The sequence below is a fragment of the Sorangium sp. So ce124 genome (assembly GCF_051525235.1).
GTDB lineage: Bacteria > Myxococcota_A > Polyangia > Polyangiales > Polyangiaceae > Sorangium > Sorangium atrum.
Window position 1 is genome coordinate 1,706,961 of sequence record NZ_CP150312.1, and the last position, 17,279, is coordinate 1,724,239.

Here is a 17,279-nt window from a genome sequence, read left to right on the forward strand (position 1 = left end):
GATGGCCGGCCTGCCGCGCCTTCATCCGCACCTGCAGCACGCGATCATCCACGACCTCGGGTGGCGGTCTCTTCGCCCTGTCCAGGAGCTGACGATCGACGCGATCCTCGACGGCTGCAACGCGGTGGTGCTCGCCCCGACGGCGGGTGGGAAGACCGAGGCGTCCATCTTCCCGGTGCTCTCCCGCATCCTCACGGAGGACATGCGGCCCGTCTCCGCACTCTACGTCTGCCCGATCCGCGCGCTCCTCAACAACCAGGAGGAGCGGCTCCGGTCCTATGCGCGGATGGTGGGGCTGGAGGTCTTCAAGTGGCACGGCGACGTCGCCGACTCGAAGAAGCAGAGGTTCCGGCAGTCGCCCGGGCACATCCTGATGACCACGCCCGAGTCGCTCGAGGTCATGATGATCTCCGAGCGCACCGACGCAAAGGCGCTCTTCGAGGGGCTCTCGGTGGTCATCATCGATGAGGTCCACGCCTTCGCCGCTGACGATCGTGGAGCGCACCTCGCGAGCCTGCTCGAGCGCCTCGTCGCCCTCACGGGCCGCGACATCCAGCGCATCGGCCTCTCGGCGACGGTCGGCAATCCGCGCGTCCTCGGCGAGTGGCTGCAGGGGTCGAGCAAGCGCCCGTTCCGCCTCGTCGACCCGCCGAAGGCGAGGGCCGCGCGCGACCTGCGCGTCGACCTCTGCGCGGACATCGGCGAGGCCGCGAGCGCCATCGGGCAGATCGCGCGCGACAAGAAGAGCCTCGTCTTCGTCGAGAGCCGCTCGAAGGCCGAGAAGGTCGCGCACGCGCTCGCGGGGACGGGCGTCGAGGTCTTCATCCACCACAGCTCCGTGAGCCGCGCCGACCGCACGCTCGCCGAGGAGCAGTTCGCCAAAGGCCGGAACACCGCCATCGTCTGCACCTCGACCATGGAGCTTGGCATCGACGTCGGCGACCTCGATCAGGTCATCCAGGTCGACGCGCCGGCTTCGGTCGCCTCGTTCCTCCAGCGCCTCGGCCGCACCGGGCGCCGCGCGAACACGCGTGCCAACTGCACGTTCTTCTGCCTGAGCCCCGAGTCGCTGCTCCAGTCGGTGGCGCTCTTGCGCCTCGCCGAGACAGGCTGGGTCGAGGACGTGCGGCCCGCCGCCCACGCGATGCACGTGCTCGCGCACCAGGTGATGGCGCTCATCCTCCAGGAAGGCGGCATCTCCCGACACAAGCTGATGCCGTGGGTCGAGGCGGCCTATCCGTTCTCGTCGATCCGGCCCGAGCGCGTGCAGGAGCTCGTCGACACGATGCTCGAGCGCGAGATCCTCTACGAGGCCGATGGACTCCTGTCGCTCGGAGCGCGCGGTGAGAAGCTCTACGGCCGGAAGAACTTCTTCGAGCTCTACGCCGTATTCACCGCGCCGCCCGTCCTGCGCGTGCAGCACGGCAAGGAGGACGTCGGCTACATCCAGGCGCTCTTCGTCACGATGCACGATCGGACGAAGGGGCCGCTCTGCTTCCGGCTTTCGGGGCGTGCGTGGGAGGTCGGGCAGGTCGACTTCGGCAAGGGCGTCCTCCACGTTCGACCCGCCGCGCACGGGCGCGTGCCGAGCTGGCTTGGGCTTCCAGGAGTCCTCTCGAACGCGCTCTGCCAGGCCATGATGGACGTGCTGCTCCAGGAGCGAGATGAAGGCGCGTGGCTCAGCCGCGTTGCTGCCACGGAGCTGGGGTCGATGCGCGAGAGCTACGACGGCCTACTCGGCGAGGGCACCGCGCCCCTCGAGGACCTTCCCGATGGCGTGCAGTGGCACACGTTCGCCGGAGGCGCGGTGAACCGGCTCCTCGCGGCGGGTCTGGAGCAGAAGACTGGCAAGAAGTGGGTCGCGGGGAATCTCTCGCTTCGCTGCAAGGACATCCCGTTCACGGCAGCCGGGGACGCGATTCGCTCCCTGGCCGACTTGAACTGGGAGCGCGTCGCCGCAGGTGCGGCCCGCGACATGGCGCGCGGGATGCTCAGCAAGTTCCAGCCGTGCCTCCCCGAGGATGCCGAGGATCGGTTGCGCTCCGAGCGGCTTTTGGACCAGCCTGGCACCCTTCGCTTCCTCGCCACCGTGAAGGTGAACGGATCGCGCCTCGCGGCTCGCCCGAGCGGCATGCGCCTCGCGGACATCGAAGCGACTGGCCCGCTGCCGCTCGAGCTCGCGGTGCGTGTCGCCCCGGGCGCTGCCGCCGCGCCGAAGAACGACGTCCAGTGGGTGGACACCCCGGCGGCGCTGCGGTCGGTCAGCCAGGATTTGCGCGCCGCCGATATCGTAGGCCTCGACGTCGAGACCGCGCTCGACTTCAGCACGCTCTGCCTCGTGCAGATCGCGACGCGAGACCGGACCTTCCTCATTGACCCGCTGGCCGTCGGCGACCTGAAGCCGATCGTTGATATCCTCAGCGGCTCGGTGCCGGTGAAGGTGATCCACAACGCCCGCTTCGAGCGCCGTGTCCTGGCCAGAATCGGCATCGCGCTCGATGGTGTCTTCGACACGCTGGAGGCATCACGTCGTGCGCGCGGCACCGATGCCCTCGGTGGCCACAACCTCGCGGTGGTGTGCGAGCGCGAACTGGGCATCGTCCTCGACAAGACCTCGCAGACCTCCGACTGGAGCCGCCGCCCGCTCGACGTCGACCAGTTGACCTATGCCGCGCTCGACGCCGAGGTACTCCTCGCGCTGTACGAGCGATTCAACGAGCTGGGCGTCACGTCGGACGCCGAGGGGAACAACTGACGGCGAGCTACAGAGGCCGACATCCTGCCCGCCCATTTGGACCGGGGGTGGGATCATCTGGACATGCCGCCCGCCCATCTGGACAGGGGGCGGGGTCATCTGGACATCCTGCCCGCCCATCTGGACCGGGGGTGGGATCATCTGGAATGCCGCCCGGCCATCTGGACAGGGGGTGGGGTCATCTGGACACCCTGCCCGCTCATCTGGACAGGGACTGGGGTCATCTGGACATCCCCCTCGCTCATCTGGACATCCCACCCCGCCGCCTCGCCTCCCGGCTCCCCCCACCCCCGTCCAGACCCTGCTCCGCGCTGGACGTCCCTCCGACCGAGCTCATCCTTGCCGCTTTGCGTCGTGCCCCGAGGGGCGCGGGTCGCAGGAGGAGGGGTCAGGCAATCATCATGGCAAAGCAAGGACAGGACTTCGATCGCTGGGTCAAGGTCGCCGCCGGGTCGGAGCGGACCGACAACCCGCTGAACATTCCGTACGACATCGCCGTGCGCGAGGCGGTCGCCGCCGCGGCGTTCGTGAAGAAGTACTGGGAGCCTGACGGTGATCGCCCGGGTCTCAAGCGGGTCAAGAGCCGCCTGCCCGCATCGAGCGGCGAGGAGCTGCTCTCCATCGTGCACGCGGTGCAGGAGGCGCAGACGCGGCTGCTCCTCATCGTCGATCCGGCCGTGGCCGATCTCGGCGAGCGCGCCCGGTTCGTCGTCGATGAGCTCGAGTCGGCGCTCGAGTTCCTGCTCGACGACGACGTCGACGAGCCCGCCGACGCGCAGCTCGCGCGCATCAAGGAGTTCCACGCGCAGGACGGCCAGCGCTCGAGCGCCCTCTCCCAGGCGCTCCGCGATTACGCGGGGCTCGCGGAGCCGCTCAAGGATCGCCTGGTCGAGGCGGACGAGGCGTTCGACGTGCGCCTCATCGCCGAGGCCAGGAAGCTCGCGGAGGATCTGCAACGGCGGGCGCTGGAAGCGGCCCCCGAGGCCGGCGCCTCGGCCGCCGCGACCACGATCCGCAACCAGCTCCTGCACCTCATGGTCGGGCGCGTCGGCGCCATCCGGAAGATCGCGGCCCACGTCTTCCGGCGCCACCCCGAGATCGCCCGCGAGGTGACGAGCGCCTACGAGCGGCGCCGGCGCGCGTCTGCGCGGCGCGAGAAGGCCCGCAAGGCCGCCGAGGCCGGCCAGGCCAACGGCAAGCCGGCGGCGACGCCCGTACCCGCGACCCCCGCGCCCGCGACCTCCTAGGTATCGGCCGGCGCTCGGCCGCCGTCATCCCAGCCGGTTCGCCGTCCGCGCGGAAACTGCGCTCCGCGGCGCGTTCGCCCCCATCCACCATCGCCCATCGCCATTCGCAGCCATCTGAGACGACGCCGCCGGTTTGGGGGCGCCGGCAGCCGGTCGTTGCGCCGGGCCGCGGCTCCGCCGGGCGGCGGTGGGCTCCGGCGAGCTCAGGCGATGCAGCAGAACGTGGACGGCTCGGCCGGCTGGAGCTCGCCGACGGGCTCGCCGCCCTGCGGTGCGCACGCGCCCGGCTCCACCGCCACGACCGCGGCCGACTTGCTTCCCAGCCCGACGCCGGGCGGTGTCACCCCGCAGAACGAAACGCTGGAGTCGACGAGGGTCGATGCGACAAGGTCCGTGCATGCCGCGTCGCGGTACACGGACGCCATGATCGTGCACGAAGCGCCGGTCGGCTCGCCGCAGCGGCATGGAGTGCAGTCGCGGCCGTCGAGCACGTCTTTATGGAAGACATGCCTCTGGGCGTAGCCCTTCGGACACTCGGCTTCGCCCTCGTGGTAGACGCAGGTCAGGAACCCGGGCGGCGCTGTCGGCGCGCACGTGGTCGCGTCGGCGCACTCGGTGTGCGCCCCGGCGACGCAGGCCCTCGCGCGCGTCGCCCACAAGAGCGCGTTCTGGGGGATGGGCTGCGGGGCTTCGATGCGCGGCGTACACGCGCCGGCCGTGATCGAGGGCGCCGCGATCGTCAGCGACTGCACGCAGGGCTCGCCGTTGCAGTCCTGATGGGCGGGGATTGCGCTCCCGGCGGTGCAAGCGCCGTCCCATGCGTCGGGCGCGGCGAACGGCGTCGTGACGGCGTCGGGCTCGTCGGCGGGGCACGAGGAGGACGACGATGCTGCCCACGCGGTGGGGAGCGAACACGAGACCTCGGCCGGGTCGCACGCGCAGGTCGGGCACGCCTTCGGCACCTGCTGGAGATCGGCGAAGCCCTCGTAGCCGATCGTCGGCGCGTCGGCGGGGCAGTCGGGGGTGGCCTCCGGCGGGCCGAACCAGAGCAGCGCTGGGCCGGACCAGCCGAGAGGGGCGGGGGAGACGCACTGGCCGGAGCACAGCGCGCTGTGCTCCTGACCGCCAGCGCTGCCCTGTCCGCCAGCGCCGCCCTGACCGCCGCCGTCACCACCACCACCGCCGCCCTGACCGCCGTCGCCGCCGTATTTCTCGCACCACTCAGGATAGTGGACGCGCTCTTCGTCCGAACATGGGCCCTCAATGACGATGGGGGCTTGGGTGCAGCTCGCAGTCAACAGGACGCCTGCGAGGGCAAAGCTCGGAACGCGCATGCGTCGTACCCTATGGGAATGATGGCCCTGAGCGCAAGGCGGCTGTCGTACCGCGGGCCTGGCGCGCGCTGAGCATTCCCTCGGTCGTGAAACGTTTCTCATCTTTTTTTGTCACCTTGGGGGAGGGCGGATATCTCTGCAGCCGGACCTCCTCATAGGTTCAGTTCGAGACCGATCCCGAACGCCGCACCGAGCGCGGGAGCGCTCCAGATTGCGCGCTCTCCTTCGGCGATGCCTCCACGGCGGAGGAGTGACGCGTCGATCGTGCGCTGGACCGCCTCGGCAGTTCCGTACCCAGAGAGGCCCTCTGACAGCGGCCACCTGACGCCGGCTCGCAGGCCAATTCCGGCACGAAGATTCAGCAGCATTCTCGCGATCCTTGGAGCTTCGGGCACGACACGGAGCACGCCGAGCTCTCCGACCCCGCACGCGAAGAGAAACTGCCGGTGAAGGCACAGGGCAGCGTTCGCGGTGAGCGTCGATGTCGCCACACGCACGTCGTCCACGTTGGTCGACAGCGACGAGAGCCCGCGGGCTTCCAGCGCGACCGACCATGCCGGCCAGCGTCCCGTGACCGCCAACGTCGGCCCAACCGCAATGCCGGGCGTCAGCCCCAGCGCCATCGTGGCACCGGCGCCTACGCTCCACCGGAAGCGCTCCGCCGCAGCTTGCCCCGCACTGCTCGAGGGCGGCACCTGCACGGATCGCAGCTCGCGCGCCGGCGCCGCCTTGCCCGGCCGGCGCGCGGGTGGCGCCTCGCTCGGCGGCAGCGCCGGCTGCCCCGCGCACGGGCGTTCGGGGGAGCATGGCGCCTCGGCCGGCGTCGCGGGCTCTTCCTGCGGGGCTGGCGCTGCCTGCGGCGGCGGGCGCTCGCCCGGGTCGTCGAGCTGCACGGCGATGGACAGGGCCACCATCGAAACCAGCGTCTTGCAGTCGCCGCGGGTCCTGTAGCCGTCGGTCCAGCGCAACCTGCCGCCGCGATCGCGAAGGTACATCGACGCAATGAGCTCGCCCTGCTCTTGTACTATCGACGCCGCCATCGCGAGCGGCGCCTCCGCGTCGAAGGGGTCGAAGCTCATGCGCCGGGCGATCTCCGCGCGCAGGAACTGCTCGTCGGGGCAGTGCTCTGTGCCCGGACCGCGCGTGAGCTCGAGCCGCACGCGGGCCCGGCGCGGTCCGGGATCGGCCCGGACCGGCGTGGCCGCGAGCTGCGCGATGGCGACCGCGACCAGCGAGGCGAGCGTTGCGCGCCATGCCTGCTTTCCCCGTCGCCAGCCGTGCGACGGGGGGCGCGCGCGTCGCGGCGGCTCTGCGCTCACGGCCGATCGTGCCCCGTCGTGCCGCCGGTCGTGGTGACCGGCAGCGCTCCTGCGCTCGACCGCAGCCGCTCGCGCAGCAACGTCAGCCGGCCGTGAGGAAAGCGCTGAGCATGCGCATCGATCTGCTCCAGGGCAGCGGCGCGCTCGCCATGCAACAGCGCCTGCCTGGCCGCATCGAGCAGCGCGAGCTCCTCGTCGAGCCGATCCTGGCTCTGGTCTGGGGGCGCCGGGGCGTGCCTCGATCCGGCCGGCTTGCGCTGGCCTGGCCCATCGGTCGTCCGTGCCGCGGGCGCTCGGGGGCTCTGGGTGTCTCGGGGGCTCTGGGTGTCTCGGGGGCTCTGGGTGTCGGCGGAGCGCGTTGCGTCGTCGGGGCGCGGCGCTTCACCGACAACGCCCCGGGGTCGCGGCTCCGGCGTCGGGGCCGGATGTGTGCTCCGCGCGACGACGAACGGTATCGCGGCCGGGCCGAGGTGGCGCGCCCAGTCGACCGGTGCTCGAGCGAGCCAGGCGGCCAGGAGCACGCCGCCGGCGATGCCTGCCGCAGCCCACCCGAGTGCCGGTCGAAGGCCTCGGGCGGCCGGGCGCGTGAGGCGCACGAAGCGTGCTCGCCACCGTGTCCCATCGACCCGCGCTCCGGCGTTCGGCGCGGCCGGGTCACTCACGGGCAGGATCGTCTCGCGGAGCGAACGCAACGAGGTCGCGGAGAACAGCGGGAGCACGAGGACGCTGGACCGGAGCGCCCGCCTCTCTTCGGGGCGCAGCCGCTTTTCGGCGGCGCGGTAGTCCCGGCGCGCGAGGCGCAGCCGGCTCGCGGCGGTGTGTTCGTTGAGCGAAAGGGCGCGCGCGATCTCGCGCATCGGGACATCGTACGCGTCGGCTAGGACGAGGACGGCGCGGCGCTCGGGCGCGAGCTCCGACAGGAGGCGGATCGCGAGCGCGAGCCGCTCCTGCACGGCGATGTGATGCTCGCTGCTCGCCGCGATGTCTGCCTGCTGGAAGCAGGCGGCGTCCGCGAGCCCCACCGGCACCTCGCGGCGCCGGTAGGCGCGCTCCAGGTGATGGCGGACCTGCCGCCAGGCGATCCCGAAGAGCCACGACGCCTCCGCCCTCCAGTGCTCGCCGAGGCGCTCCGGTCGCGCTGGATCGGGCATGACCGTGGGTGTGCTGCGCGGGCGAGGCGGCGTATCACCCGGCGCGCTGTCTGCGGCGGCGGCCAGCGCGGGCGCTGCGGCGGATCCCGGGGCGTCTGGCAAGTCCACCAGGGCCGCGGCGCGCGCGCTGCTGGACCGCATCGGGTCGTACCGGGGGAAGCTGCGGTAGGCGCCCAGCAGGACGTCCTGACACAGGTCGTCGAGGTCGTCCTCGGCGACGCCGAGGAACCGGAGCATGCCAGGGAGGACGTGAACGGCGGTTGTGTGCATGGATGTCCAGGCGCCGTGCTGGACAGGGGCGGCCGGAGGACGAGAAAGGCTCATGCTCAGAATTACGGGGCGTTTCCCGCGGCCGTCACAGAATCGGACCGGGCCGAGGCCCCCTCCGACCCGGTGCGATGCCAGCTCGGACGAGGGGCGACCCCCTCGACCACGGGGATGCCCGATGGGAGGGGGGCAGGTCCTCCAGCAGACCGAGGCCTCCAGCTGCCGTTCGCCGCGTGGCGAACCTGCCCGACCCTCCGATCTGCCGGGAGTTCGATGTCGGCGCCCTGCGCCCAGAGTGTCATGATGTCACGATAGCGAGTGCACGTGGTGGTTCCCCGTGAACGTGACGGCGGCGGGGTGACGATGCCGTAGAAGGGGTGCCGGGCCGACGGGCCGACATGCATGGATACCGGACCCGACTCGATCACCGACGCCGGGCAGCATCCTCAGCGGCCCACGACGCCCGTAGCAGCTGGATAGCCGACCGCGGACGGCTCGTCGGAGCGCACCGCGAGAGGATGATCTTCCAGCCGTTCCGTGCGCTCGCCGCCTCCGCGACGATGTCTGCGACCTCGCTCGCGTCCACCCGCTCTTCGGAGAGCCGCGCCGTCGCACCGTACTCCGCGGCGAGCGCACGGCGCTCGGCCGGGCCCTTGGCGCGCGAGAGGATGCACGCGTAGGCCTCGCACGAGTACGCGAACGTCTCGCGCTTGCGGTACTCGATGTCGAGGAGCCACTCCTTCGTTCGCGTCTCGCGAAGACCGACGGTCGCGCGCTTGCAGTTGTGGAAGATGTGCGCCGCCTCGTGAACGATGAAGTCGGCGAACGGATCGTCGTCCGAGAAGTACTCGACCGAGACATAGCAGGTCGTCCCCTCGCTCAAGCCAACGAGGCGCGGCGCGTCCTCGCCGAGCAGATCCGCGTTGAGGCTCGCGAGGTACAGGTTGGCGAGCGTCCACGCCGAGCTGTCGTATCCATGCTTCAGCAAGAGCGGCTCGATGTTCGCGCTCGTGACGAACACGACCGACGTCTCGAGCGTCGCGAGCACCGCGTCCTGCTCGACCCGCGGGAACAGCCCCCGCACCATCGGCTCGACCTTGCCGCGCGTGATGGCGACGGTGTCGGCGTGCGGCAGGGATTCGTGCGCGAGTCCCTCGGCCCGCCGCCGCACCTCGCGAACGAGCGCGCCTCGGAGCTCCTCATGGGCGCGGTTCGCACGCTCCATGAACTCGCCGGGCCATGCTGCGTTGTATGCGTCGGTCTCGCCGGTGCGGAGGTACCGCTCGACCTCGTCGGCGATGCTGGGCACGTTGCTCACTGGCGCATTCTACGGTGACAGCGCTTATCCACGACGCACCCCCTTCTTGCTGCTCTTCTGGGTCGCCTTCGTGCCCGTCTTCCCGGGCTTCGCCGCTGGTCTCGCCTTCGATGCGACCTTCTTTGCCTTCGGCTTGGTCTTCTTCGAAGCAGCGGGCTTCGTGGCTCCGCCTCTCGACAGGGTCTTCCCTAGCTTCGCCGACTCGAAGCGGGGATGAGCCCGCAGGACGCAAGTCACGGAGACCTCCGTGGCATCGAAGATGGGCGGGGGACAGCCCGTCGCCTCCATCGTGCTGCGGATGGTCTGGATACCTTGTCCTTCCGCCTGGGCGAGCTGGAGGCGAGAGAGGAACCAGGCGAGCGCCTGGTTTCGCCAGCGAGGCGTGACGGAACCGGTACGGAGGTTCTCCAGCGTCACACCGACGGGAAGCGGCCCCGGTGAGATGAACTCGATGCGATCACGGTACGAGGTGAAGCGGCCAGGATCGACGAGCTCATAGTCTCGATGCGCGAGCGCGTTGACCATCGCCTCCCGGAGAGCTCTCCGTGGATACTTCTCCGCATTCGGCGCCTCGAGGTTCGTCTTGTCGAACAGCGTCACGGCTTCGGCGTCGAGGAGCTCCTGAAGGCGGCGCGCCTGATCGAGCAGCGTGCCGGGGATCTCGAAGCGACGAGCGATGGGATCGGTGCGATCGAGCCCCGGGTACGCGGAGAAGATCGAGAACGCGCCGGGGATGAAGCGCTGGGGTTCTCGTCCGAAGAGCAACACGGCGAAGTTCCTCGGACGCAGCACGCCGGAGAGCGGCTCGGCCACGCACAGCGACGGCACGAACGGCGACAGCTGGACCCCGTCGACCAGGTAGGGCTCGACACCACGGTCGAGCGTGAAGACCCCCATGCGCTGCAGCGCGTCCCTCAGCGTGAGCAGGTCGATGTCGTTCACGGTCGCGGCGTTGCACAGCCTCCGATCCCAGGGCTCCAGTGCCCCCTTGCGAACGAGCAGGTCCTTGAGGAGCCCGTTCCGCGCTTCGATGGTGGAGCGGCTCACCCGCACGAAGTGCTTCGCCCCCTCGTTGTTTCGGCGAAACGTGTGCGCGGAGCCCGTGGCAGGTTGGAGGAAGACCAGGATCCGCCGCTGCGGATCATCCGACTCGAGCTCCTCGACCAACGGCGCCAGAGGCGGCGAAACGCGATCCCTGCACCGAGTCAGGACCGTGTTCTCGACCTCCTTCAAGCGTGCCGCGGTCAGCCCCGCGCGAACGAGCTTGGGAAATCCGCTCTCGTCCTTCTCCTCCTTCGCACCGCATACCACGTAGCCGCCGCCCAGATTCTGGAGGTCGTTCGCGAAGGCGGAGAGCGTCTCGACGACGTCGTTGACGTCAGCGACGTTCTCTTTCCATTCCGTCTGCTCGCTCTCCCGCCTCGCGAGCTCCACGAGGTCGATGCGGGCCGTCACGAGAGCACCACCTTCTTGCCCGCCCCGATGAGGCGCGCACACTCGTCGCGCAGGCCAGCCAGCGCAGCGTCGAGCTGGAACTTCCAGAGACGTCCTATTTTGTGTGCCGGCAGGCTCCGGGGCTCGAGCCATCGGTAGACCGAGTCCTTCGCCACCCCAAGGTGCCTGGCGACGTCTTCAACCGAGGTCCAACGCTCTGTCGTCATTGGCTCCGCTCCGGTCGCGTGGCATCCCCTGTGCACCGGAGCACGCTACCCGGGCCGAACTCTGCCAACAAGACCCGACCAGAGTCGAGAACAACAGGTGTGGCTCGGAACCTACCGACGCCGGATGGTGGACGCGCACACCGCCCGCTGCGAGGCCCACGTCCCCGCGCGGGCCACCGACCGGAGGGGCCGCTCGGCCATCGGGCTCTGCGCCGTCGGCGGCTTCGAGCGCACGGACGGCGTCTTGAAGATCGGGCGCGAGGAGGAGCAAGTCGAGCAGGCGCTTCCTCTGCGCCCGCGCTGGCCCCAGCTGGTACGCCACGGCGGCGCGATCCGCGACGAGGTTCCGGTCGATGGCGCCGTGCAGGTGGCGTGCGAGGGCAAGCATGCAGGCGACCTGCGCGATGCTCGCCGTGCTCGGCCTGAGCCTGTCGGACGTCCTTCCCGACCCAGCTGGGGCACCCGGCCCGCCCATCTGGACAAGGGACGGGCTCGTCTAGACATCCCCGTCGCCTATCCGGACAAGGGGCGGACTCATGGTCGATGAGCTCGAGTTCCTGCTCGACGACGACGTCGACGAGCCTGCCGACGCGCAGCTCGCGCGTATCAAGGAGTTCCACGCGCAGGACGGCCAGCGCTCGCCCGCGCGGAAACTGCGCTCCGCGGCGCGTCCGCTCCCGTCCACCATCACCGCTCGCAACCTCCAGCGACGACGTCGGAGGTTGCGGTGCGCCGGTAGCCGGTCGTTGCGCCGGGCGGCGGCTCCGCCGGGAGGCGGTGGCTCCGGCGAGGTCAGGCGATGCAGCAGAACGTGGACGGCTCGGTCGGCTGGAGCTCGCCGACGGGCTCGCCGCCCTGCGGCGCGCACGCGCCCGGCTCCACCGCCACGACCGCGGCCGACTTGCTTCCCAGGCCGACGCCGGGCGGCGTCACCGCGCAGAACGGGACGCTCGAGCTGACGAGGTTCGCCGCGACCAGGTCGGTGCACGCCGCGTCGCGGTACACGGACGCCATGATCGTGCACGAAGCGCCGGTCGGCTCGCCGCAGCTGCATGGAGTGCAGTCGCGGCCGTCGAGCACGTCTTTATAGAAGACATGCCTCTGGGCGTAGCCCTCCGGACAGGCGGCTTCGCCCTCGTGGTAGACGCAGGTCAGGAACCCGGGCGGCGCTGCCGGCGCGCACGTCGTCGCGTCGGCGCACGCGGTGTGCGCGCCGGCGACGCAGGCCGTCGCGCGCGTCGCCCACCAGGGCGCGCTCTGGGGGATGGGCTGCGGGGCTTCGATGCGCGGCGTACACGCGCCGGCCGTGATCGAGGGGGTAGCGATCGTCAGCGACTGCACGCAGGGCTCGCCGTTGCAGTCCTGATTGGCAGGGATCGCGCTCCCGCCGGTGCAGGCGCCGTCCCATGCGTCGGGTGCGGCGAACGGCGTCGCGACGGCGTCGGGCTCGCCGCCGGCGCACGAGGACGAAGATGCGGCCCACGCGGTGGGGAGCGAACACGAGACCTCGGGCGGGTCGCATGCGCAGGTCGGGCACGTCTTCAGCACCTGCTGGAGATCGGCGAAGCCCTCGTACCCGATCGTCGGCGCGTCGGCGGGGCAGCCGGGGGTGGCCTCCGGCGGACCGAACCAGAGCAGCGCCGGGCCGGACCAGCCGAGCGGTGCGGGGGAGACGCACTGGCCGGAGCACAGCGCGCTGTGCTCCTCACCGCCAGCGCCGCCCTGTCCGCCAGCGCCGCCCTGGCCGTCGCCGTCTCCACCACCACCGCCGCCCTGGCCGCCGTCGCCGCCGTACTTCTCACACCACTCAGGGTAGAGGACGCGCTCTTCGTCCGTGCATGGGCCATAGAGGACACCTGGCTCTTGGGTGCAACCAGCGCTCAACAGCGCCCCTGCAAGGGCAACGCATGACACGCGCATGCGTGGAACCCTACTCGAACGATGGCCTTCAGCGCAAGGCAGGTATCGCCCTGCGAGCCTCGTAAGGTTTGAGCATTCGGCGGATTGAGGAAATTTTCTCATGCTTTCTCATCTTCGGGTACGGCAGATGTCCTTGCCGCCGGATCCCCGTCACAGGTTCAGTTGTAGACCCATCCCGAACGTCACACCGAGCGCGGGAGCGCTCCAGGCCGCGCGTTCTGATCCGGCGATGCCTCCGCGGCGGACGAGTGACCAGTCGACCAAGCGCTGAACGGCCTCGGTATACCCGTACCCAGAGAGGCTCTCTGAAAACGGCCACGTGACGCCCGCTCGCGCGCCGATTCCGGCACGAAGACCCAGCAGCGATTCCGGGGTAATTGGAACCTCGGGCGCCGCTCGGAGCACGCCGAGCTCTCCGACCCCGCACGCGAAGAGAAAATGCCGGTGAAGGCACAAGGCAGCGTTCGTGGTGAGCGCCGATGCGGTCACGCGCACGCCCTCTACGTTGGTCGCCAGTGACGAGAGCCCGCGGGCTTCGAGCGCGATCGACCATGCCGGCCAGCGTCCCGTGACCGCCAACGTCGGTCCAACCGCAACGCCGGGCGTCAGCCCCAGCGCCATCGTGGCGCCGGCGCCGACGCTCCACCGGAAGCGCTCCGCTGCAGATTGCTCCGCGCTGCTCGAGGGCGGCGCCCGCACGGACGGCAGCTCGCGCGCGGGCGGCGCCTTGCCCGGGCGGCGCGCGGGCGGCGAGTCGTTCGGCGGCGGCGCCGGCTGCCCCGCGCACGGGCGCTCGGGGGAGCACGGCGCTTCCGCCGACGTCGCAGGCTCTTCCTGCGGGGCCGGCGCTGCCTGCGGTGGCGGGAGCTCGCCCGTATCGTCGAGCTGCACGGCGATCGATAGGGCCACCGTCGACACCAGCGTCTTGCAGTCGCCGCGCGCCCTGTAGCTGTCGGTCCAGAGCACCACGCCGCGGTGATCGCGCAGGTAGATCGACGCGATGAGCTCGCGCTGCCCTTGTTCTATCGACGCTGCCATCGTGAACGGAGCCTCCGCGTCGAAGGGGTCGAAGCCCATGCGCCGGGCGATCTCCGAGCGCAGGAACTGCTCGTCGGGGCAGCGCTCGGTGCCTGGGCCGCGCGTGAGCTCGATCCGCACGCGAGCCCGGGGCGCTCCGGAATCGGCCCGGACCGGCGCGGCCGCGAGCTGCGCGGCAAGGGCCGCGACCACCGAAGCGATCGCTGCGCGCGATGCCAGCTTTCCCCATCTCCGGGCACGCGACGCGGCGCGCGCGTGATGCGGCGGCTCTGCGCTCATCGCCGCTCGTGCCCCGCCGTGCCGCTGGTCGTCGTCACCGGCAGCGCCTCCGCCCTTGACCGAAGCCGCTCGCGCAGCAACGTCAGCCGGCTCCGTGGAAACCGTTGCGCGTGCGCATCGATGTGCTCGAGGGCAGCCGAGCGCTCGCCGCGCAGCAGCGCTTGTCTGGCCGCATCGAGCAGCGCGAGCTCCTCGTCGAGCCGATCCTGGCTTTGGTCTGCCGGCGCCGGGGCGTGCCTCGATCCCGCGGGAGTGCGCTGGCCTGGCCCATCGGTCGTCCGTGCCGCGGGCGCTCGGGGGCTCTGGGGGTCGGCGGAGCGCGTGGCGTCGTCGGAGCGCGGCGCTTCACCGAGAACGCCTCGGGGTCGCGGCTCCGGCGTCGGGGCCGGATGTGTGCTCCGCGCGGCGAGGAGCGGTATCGCGGCCGGGCCGAGGTGGCGCGCCCAGTGCACCGGTCCTCGAGCGAGCCAGGCGGCCAGGAGCACGCCGCCGGCGACGCCTGCCGCACCCCACCCGAGCGCCGGTCGAAGGCCTCGGGCGACCGGGCGCGCGAGGCGCACGAAGCGTGCTCGCCACCGTGTCCCATCGACCCGCGCACCGGCGATCGGCGCCGCCGGGTCGCTCGCGGGCAGGATCGTCTCGCGGAGCGAACGCAACGAGGTCGCGGAGAATAGCGGGAGCACGAGGACGCTGGACCGGAGCGCCCGCCTCTCCTCGGGGCGCAGCCGCTTCTCGGCGGCGCGGTAGTCCCGGCGCGCGAGGCGCAGCCGGCTCGCGGCGGTGTGCTCGTTGAGCGAAAGGGCGCGCGCGATCTCGCGCATCGGGACATCGTACGCGTCGGCCAGGACGAGGACGGCGCGGCGCTCGGGCGCGAGCTCCGACAGGAGGCGGATCGCGAGCGCGAGCCGTTCCTGCACGGCGATGTGATGCTCGCTGCTCGCCGCGATGTCTGCCAGCTGGAAGCAGGCGGCGTCCGCGAGCCCGACAGGCACCTCGCGGCGCCGGTAGGCGCGCTCCAGGTGATGGCGGACCTGCCGCCAGGCGATCCCGAAGAGCCACGACGCCTCCGCCCTCCAGTGCTCGCCGAGGCGCTCCGGTCGAGATGGATCGGGCATGCCCGTGGGTGTGCTGCGCAGCCGGGGAGGCGTGTCGCTCGGTGCACTGTCTGCGGCGACGGCGTCCCGCGCGGGCGCTGCGGCGAAGCCCAGGGTGTCTGGCGAGTCCACCAGGGCCGCGGCGCCCGCGCTGCTGGACCGCATCGGGTCATACCGGGGGAAGCTGCGGTAGGCGCCCAGCAGGACGTCCTGGCACAGGTCGTCGAGGTCGTCCTCGGCGACGCCGAGGAACCGGAGCATGCCAGGGAGGACGTGAACGGCGGTTGCGTGCATGGATGTCCAGGCGCCGTGCTGGACCGGGGCGGCCGGAGGACGAGAAGGGCTCATGCTCAGAATTACGGGGCGTTTCCCGTGGCCGTCACAGAATCGGACCGGGCCGAGGCCCCTCCGACCCGATGCGGCCCCCTTCGACCCGGTGCGATCCCACCCAGCTCGGACGAGGGGGCGACCCCCTTCGACCGGGTGGAACGCCCGATGGGAGGGGAGCAGGTCCTCCAGCAGACCTGGTACTGCGTCGCCCCAAACACGGAACGGTTTAAAACCCCGCGAAACCGCCCGGTTTCATGGCCCACCGCGCCCCAGGGGGGGCCCCCGGTGCGTCGATGGACAGGCACGCTGCTGTATACGCCGGTTCGTAAATTCTCGGATTTGTTTGGACTTTTGCCCATTCGGTGCTTTTGTTCGCCGTCGACGCCGAGCGCATTATCGTGCTGCAAGTCGCCCGGCAGCCGACGAGCGAGCAGGGCCGATCCTACCTCTTCCATGAGCTCAAGTTCTTCCAGGAGTAAAAGATGACCGTGAAAGCCTTTGGTGCCCATGCCGCCGACAAGCCGCTCGAGGCGCTCGACATCTTTCGTCGCGCCCCTGGCGACCACGATGTGCAGATCGACATCGTCTACTGCGGCGTCTGCCACTCCGACTTGCACACCGTCCGAGGTGAATGGGCGGGCACGCTCTATCCGTGTGTTCCTGGGCACGAGATCGTGGGGCGGGTGTCCGCCGTGGGCGCCCAGGTATCTCGCTTCAAGAAGGGCGAGCTGGTCGGCGTCGGTTGCATCGTCGACAGCTGCGGTCGCTGCGCGTCCTGCGCCGAACACCTCGAGCAGTACTGCGAGAGGGGCATGACGCTCACCTACAACTCTCTGACCCCGGACGCCCCCGGGCACACGCTGGGCGGCTACTCCCAGCGGATCGTCGTCAACGACAAGCACGTGGTGAAGATCACCCATCGCGAGGATCAGCTGGCGGCCGTGGCCCCGCTGCTCTGCGCCGGCATCACCACCTATTCGCCGCTTCGGCACTGGAACGCCGGGCCCGGCAAGAAGATCGGCGTGGTGGGCATCGGCGGGCTCGGCCACATGGGTGTCAAGCTCGCCCACGCGATGGGCGCGCATACCGTCGCGTTCACGACGTCAGAGTCGAAGCGGCAGGACGCCAAGGCCCTCGGCGCGGACGAGGTCGTGGTGTCGCGCAACGCGAGCGAGATGGACGCTCACGCCGACAGCTTCGACATGATCTTGAACACGGTCGCGGTGAGCCATGACCTCGACGCCTTTACGAGGCTGCTCAAGCGGGACGGCGCCCTGGTGCTCGTGGGCGTGCCGAAGGACGCCCACCCGTCGCCCAACGTCTTCAACCTCGTGCTCAAGCGCAGGACGATCGCCGGGTCGACGATCGGCGGCATCGCCGAGACGCAGGAGATGCTCGATTTCTGTGCGGAGAAGGGGATCGTCGCCGACATCGAGGTGATTCCGATCCAGCGGATCGAACAGGCGTACGAGCGCATGCTCAAGGGCGACGTCAAGTATCGCTTCGTCATCGACACCGCCAGCTTGGCAGCCGGGCCACAGCGGTAAGGCCCTAGGTCATCTTCAA

At 70.6% G+C, this 17,279-nt stretch carries 12 protein-coding genes; 3 read left to right on the forward strand and 9 right to left on the reverse strand.

Going from position 1 to position 17,279, the window contains the following annotated elements; genetic code table 11:
- Position 1: 1 nt before the first annotated feature.
- Both WMF19_RS06335 and WMF19_RS06340 read left to right on the forward strand, forming a co-directional pair.
- Entirely contained in the window at positions 2 to 2,755 is a 2,754-nt protein-coding gene (locus tag WMF19_RS06335) for a DEAD/DEAH box helicase (protein ID WP_437898227.1), read from the forward strand.
- 401 nt (positions 2,756 to 3,156) lie between these two features.
- Complete coding sequence (locus tag WMF19_RS06340; RefSeq protein WP_437898228.1) at positions 3,157 to 4,002, forward strand: hypothetical protein; 846 nt, start codon at positions 3,157 to 3,159, stop codon at positions 4,000 to 4,002.
- Positions 4,003 to 4,205: 203 nt separating this feature from the next.
- Here WMF19_RS06340 and WMF19_RS06345 read toward each other — a convergent pair whose 3' ends face one another.
- The 9 genes from WMF19_RS06345 to WMF19_RS06385 all read right to left on the reverse strand — a co-directional run bounded on the left by WMF19_RS06345 (position 4,206) and on the right by WMF19_RS06385 (position 15,731).
- Positions 4,206 to 5,336 (reverse strand): hypothetical protein, encoded by a 1,131-nt coding sequence (locus WMF19_RS06345; RefSeq protein WP_437898229.1) that lies wholly within the window; start codon positions 5,334 to 5,336, stop codon positions 4,206 to 4,208.
- 152 nt (positions 5,337 to 5,488) lie between these two features.
- Entirely contained in the window at positions 5,489 to 6,655 is a 1,167-nt protein-coding gene (locus tag WMF19_RS06350; protein WP_437898230.1) for a hypothetical protein, read from the reverse strand.
- Positions 6,652 to 8,076 carry a sigma factor-like helix-turn-helix DNA-binding protein gene (locus WMF19_RS06355; RefSeq protein ID WP_437898231.1) on the reverse strand — a complete coding sequence of 475 codons (1,425 nt, stop codon included), beginning with the start codon at positions 8,074 to 8,076 and terminating at the stop codon, positions 6,652 to 6,654. Before WMF19_RS06355 ends, WMF19_RS06350 begins: the two co-directional genes overlap by 4 nt.
- A 421-nt stretch (positions 8,077 to 8,497) precedes the next feature.
- Complete coding sequence (locus WMF19_RS06360; RefSeq protein WP_437898232.1) at positions 8,498 to 9,391, reverse strand: hypothetical protein; 894 nt, start codon at positions 9,389 to 9,391, stop codon at positions 8,498 to 8,500.
- 24 nt (positions 9,392 to 9,415) lie between these two features.
- Positions 9,416 to 10,846 carry an ATP-binding protein gene (locus WMF19_RS06365; RefSeq protein ID WP_437898233.1) on the reverse strand — a complete coding sequence of 477 codons (1,431 nt, stop codon included), beginning with the start codon at positions 10,844 to 10,846 and terminating at the stop codon, positions 9,416 to 9,418.
- On the reverse strand, positions 10,843 to 11,052 hold the full coding sequence (locus WMF19_RS06370; RefSeq protein WP_437898234.1) for an excisionase family DNA-binding protein: 210 nt from the start codon (positions 11,050 to 11,052) through the stop codon (positions 10,843 to 10,845). Before WMF19_RS06370 ends, WMF19_RS06365 begins: the two co-directional genes overlap by 4 nt.
- A gap of 792 nt (positions 11,053 to 11,844) precedes the next feature.
- Positions 11,845 to 12,936, reverse strand: a complete 1,092-nt coding sequence (locus tag WMF19_RS06375; RefSeq protein WP_437898235.1) for a hypothetical protein — start codon at positions 12,934 to 12,936, stop codon at positions 11,845 to 11,847.
- A gap of 186 nt (positions 12,937 to 13,122) precedes the next feature.
- The gene (locus WMF19_RS06380) at positions 13,123 to 14,202 is read right to left on the reverse strand and encodes a hypothetical protein (protein WP_437898236.1); all 1,080 of its coding nucleotides are present in this window, start codon (positions 14,200 to 14,202) and stop codon (positions 13,123 to 13,125) included.
- Between the two features lie 83 nt (positions 14,203 to 14,285).
- Entirely contained in the window at positions 14,286 to 15,731 is a 1,446-nt protein-coding gene (locus tag WMF19_RS06385) for a sigma factor-like helix-turn-helix DNA-binding protein (protein ID WP_437898237.1), read from the reverse strand.
- Positions 15,732 to 16,195: 464 nt separating this feature from the next.
- Between WMF19_RS06385 and WMF19_RS06390 the strand changes: the two genes are divergently transcribed.
- Positions 16,196 to 17,260 carry an NAD(P)-dependent alcohol dehydrogenase gene (locus WMF19_RS06390; RefSeq protein ID WP_437898238.1) on the forward strand — a complete coding sequence of 355 codons (1,065 nt, stop codon included), beginning with the start codon at positions 16,196 to 16,198 and terminating at the stop codon, positions 17,258 to 17,260.
- Positions 17,261 to 17,279: the final 19 nt, after the last annotated feature.

What these genes read in the sequence shown, in the direction of transcription:
- WMF19_RS06335 (WP_437898227.1), top strand. Translation starts at nt 2, where the DNA reads ATGGCCGGCCTGCCGCGCCTTCATCCGCACCTGCAGCACGCGATCATC.
- WMF19_RS06340 (WP_437898228.1), top strand. Translation starts at nt 3,157, where the DNA reads ATGGCAAAGCAAGGACAGGACTTCGATCGCTGGGTCAAGGTCGCCGCC.
- WMF19_RS06345 (WP_437898229.1), bottom strand. Translation starts at nt 5,336, where the DNA reads ATGCGCGTTCCGAGCTTTGCCCTCGCAGGCGTCCTGTTGACTGCGAGC.
- WMF19_RS06355 (WP_437898231.1), bottom strand. Translation starts at nt 8,076, where the DNA reads ATGCACACAACCGCCGTTCACGTCCTCCCTGGCATGCTCCGGTTCCTC.
- WMF19_RS06370 (WP_437898234.1), bottom strand. Translation starts at nt 11,052, where the DNA reads ATGACGACAGAGCGTTGGACCTCGGTTGAAGACGTCGCCAGGCACCTT.
- WMF19_RS06385 (WP_437898237.1), bottom strand. Translation starts at nt 15,731, where the DNA reads ATGAGCCCTTCTCGTCCTCCGGCCGCCCCGGTCCAGCACGGCGCCTGG.
- WMF19_RS06390 (WP_437898238.1), top strand. Translation starts at nt 16,196, where the DNA reads ATGACCGTGAAAGCCTTTGGTGCCCATGCCGCCGACAAGCCGCTCGAG.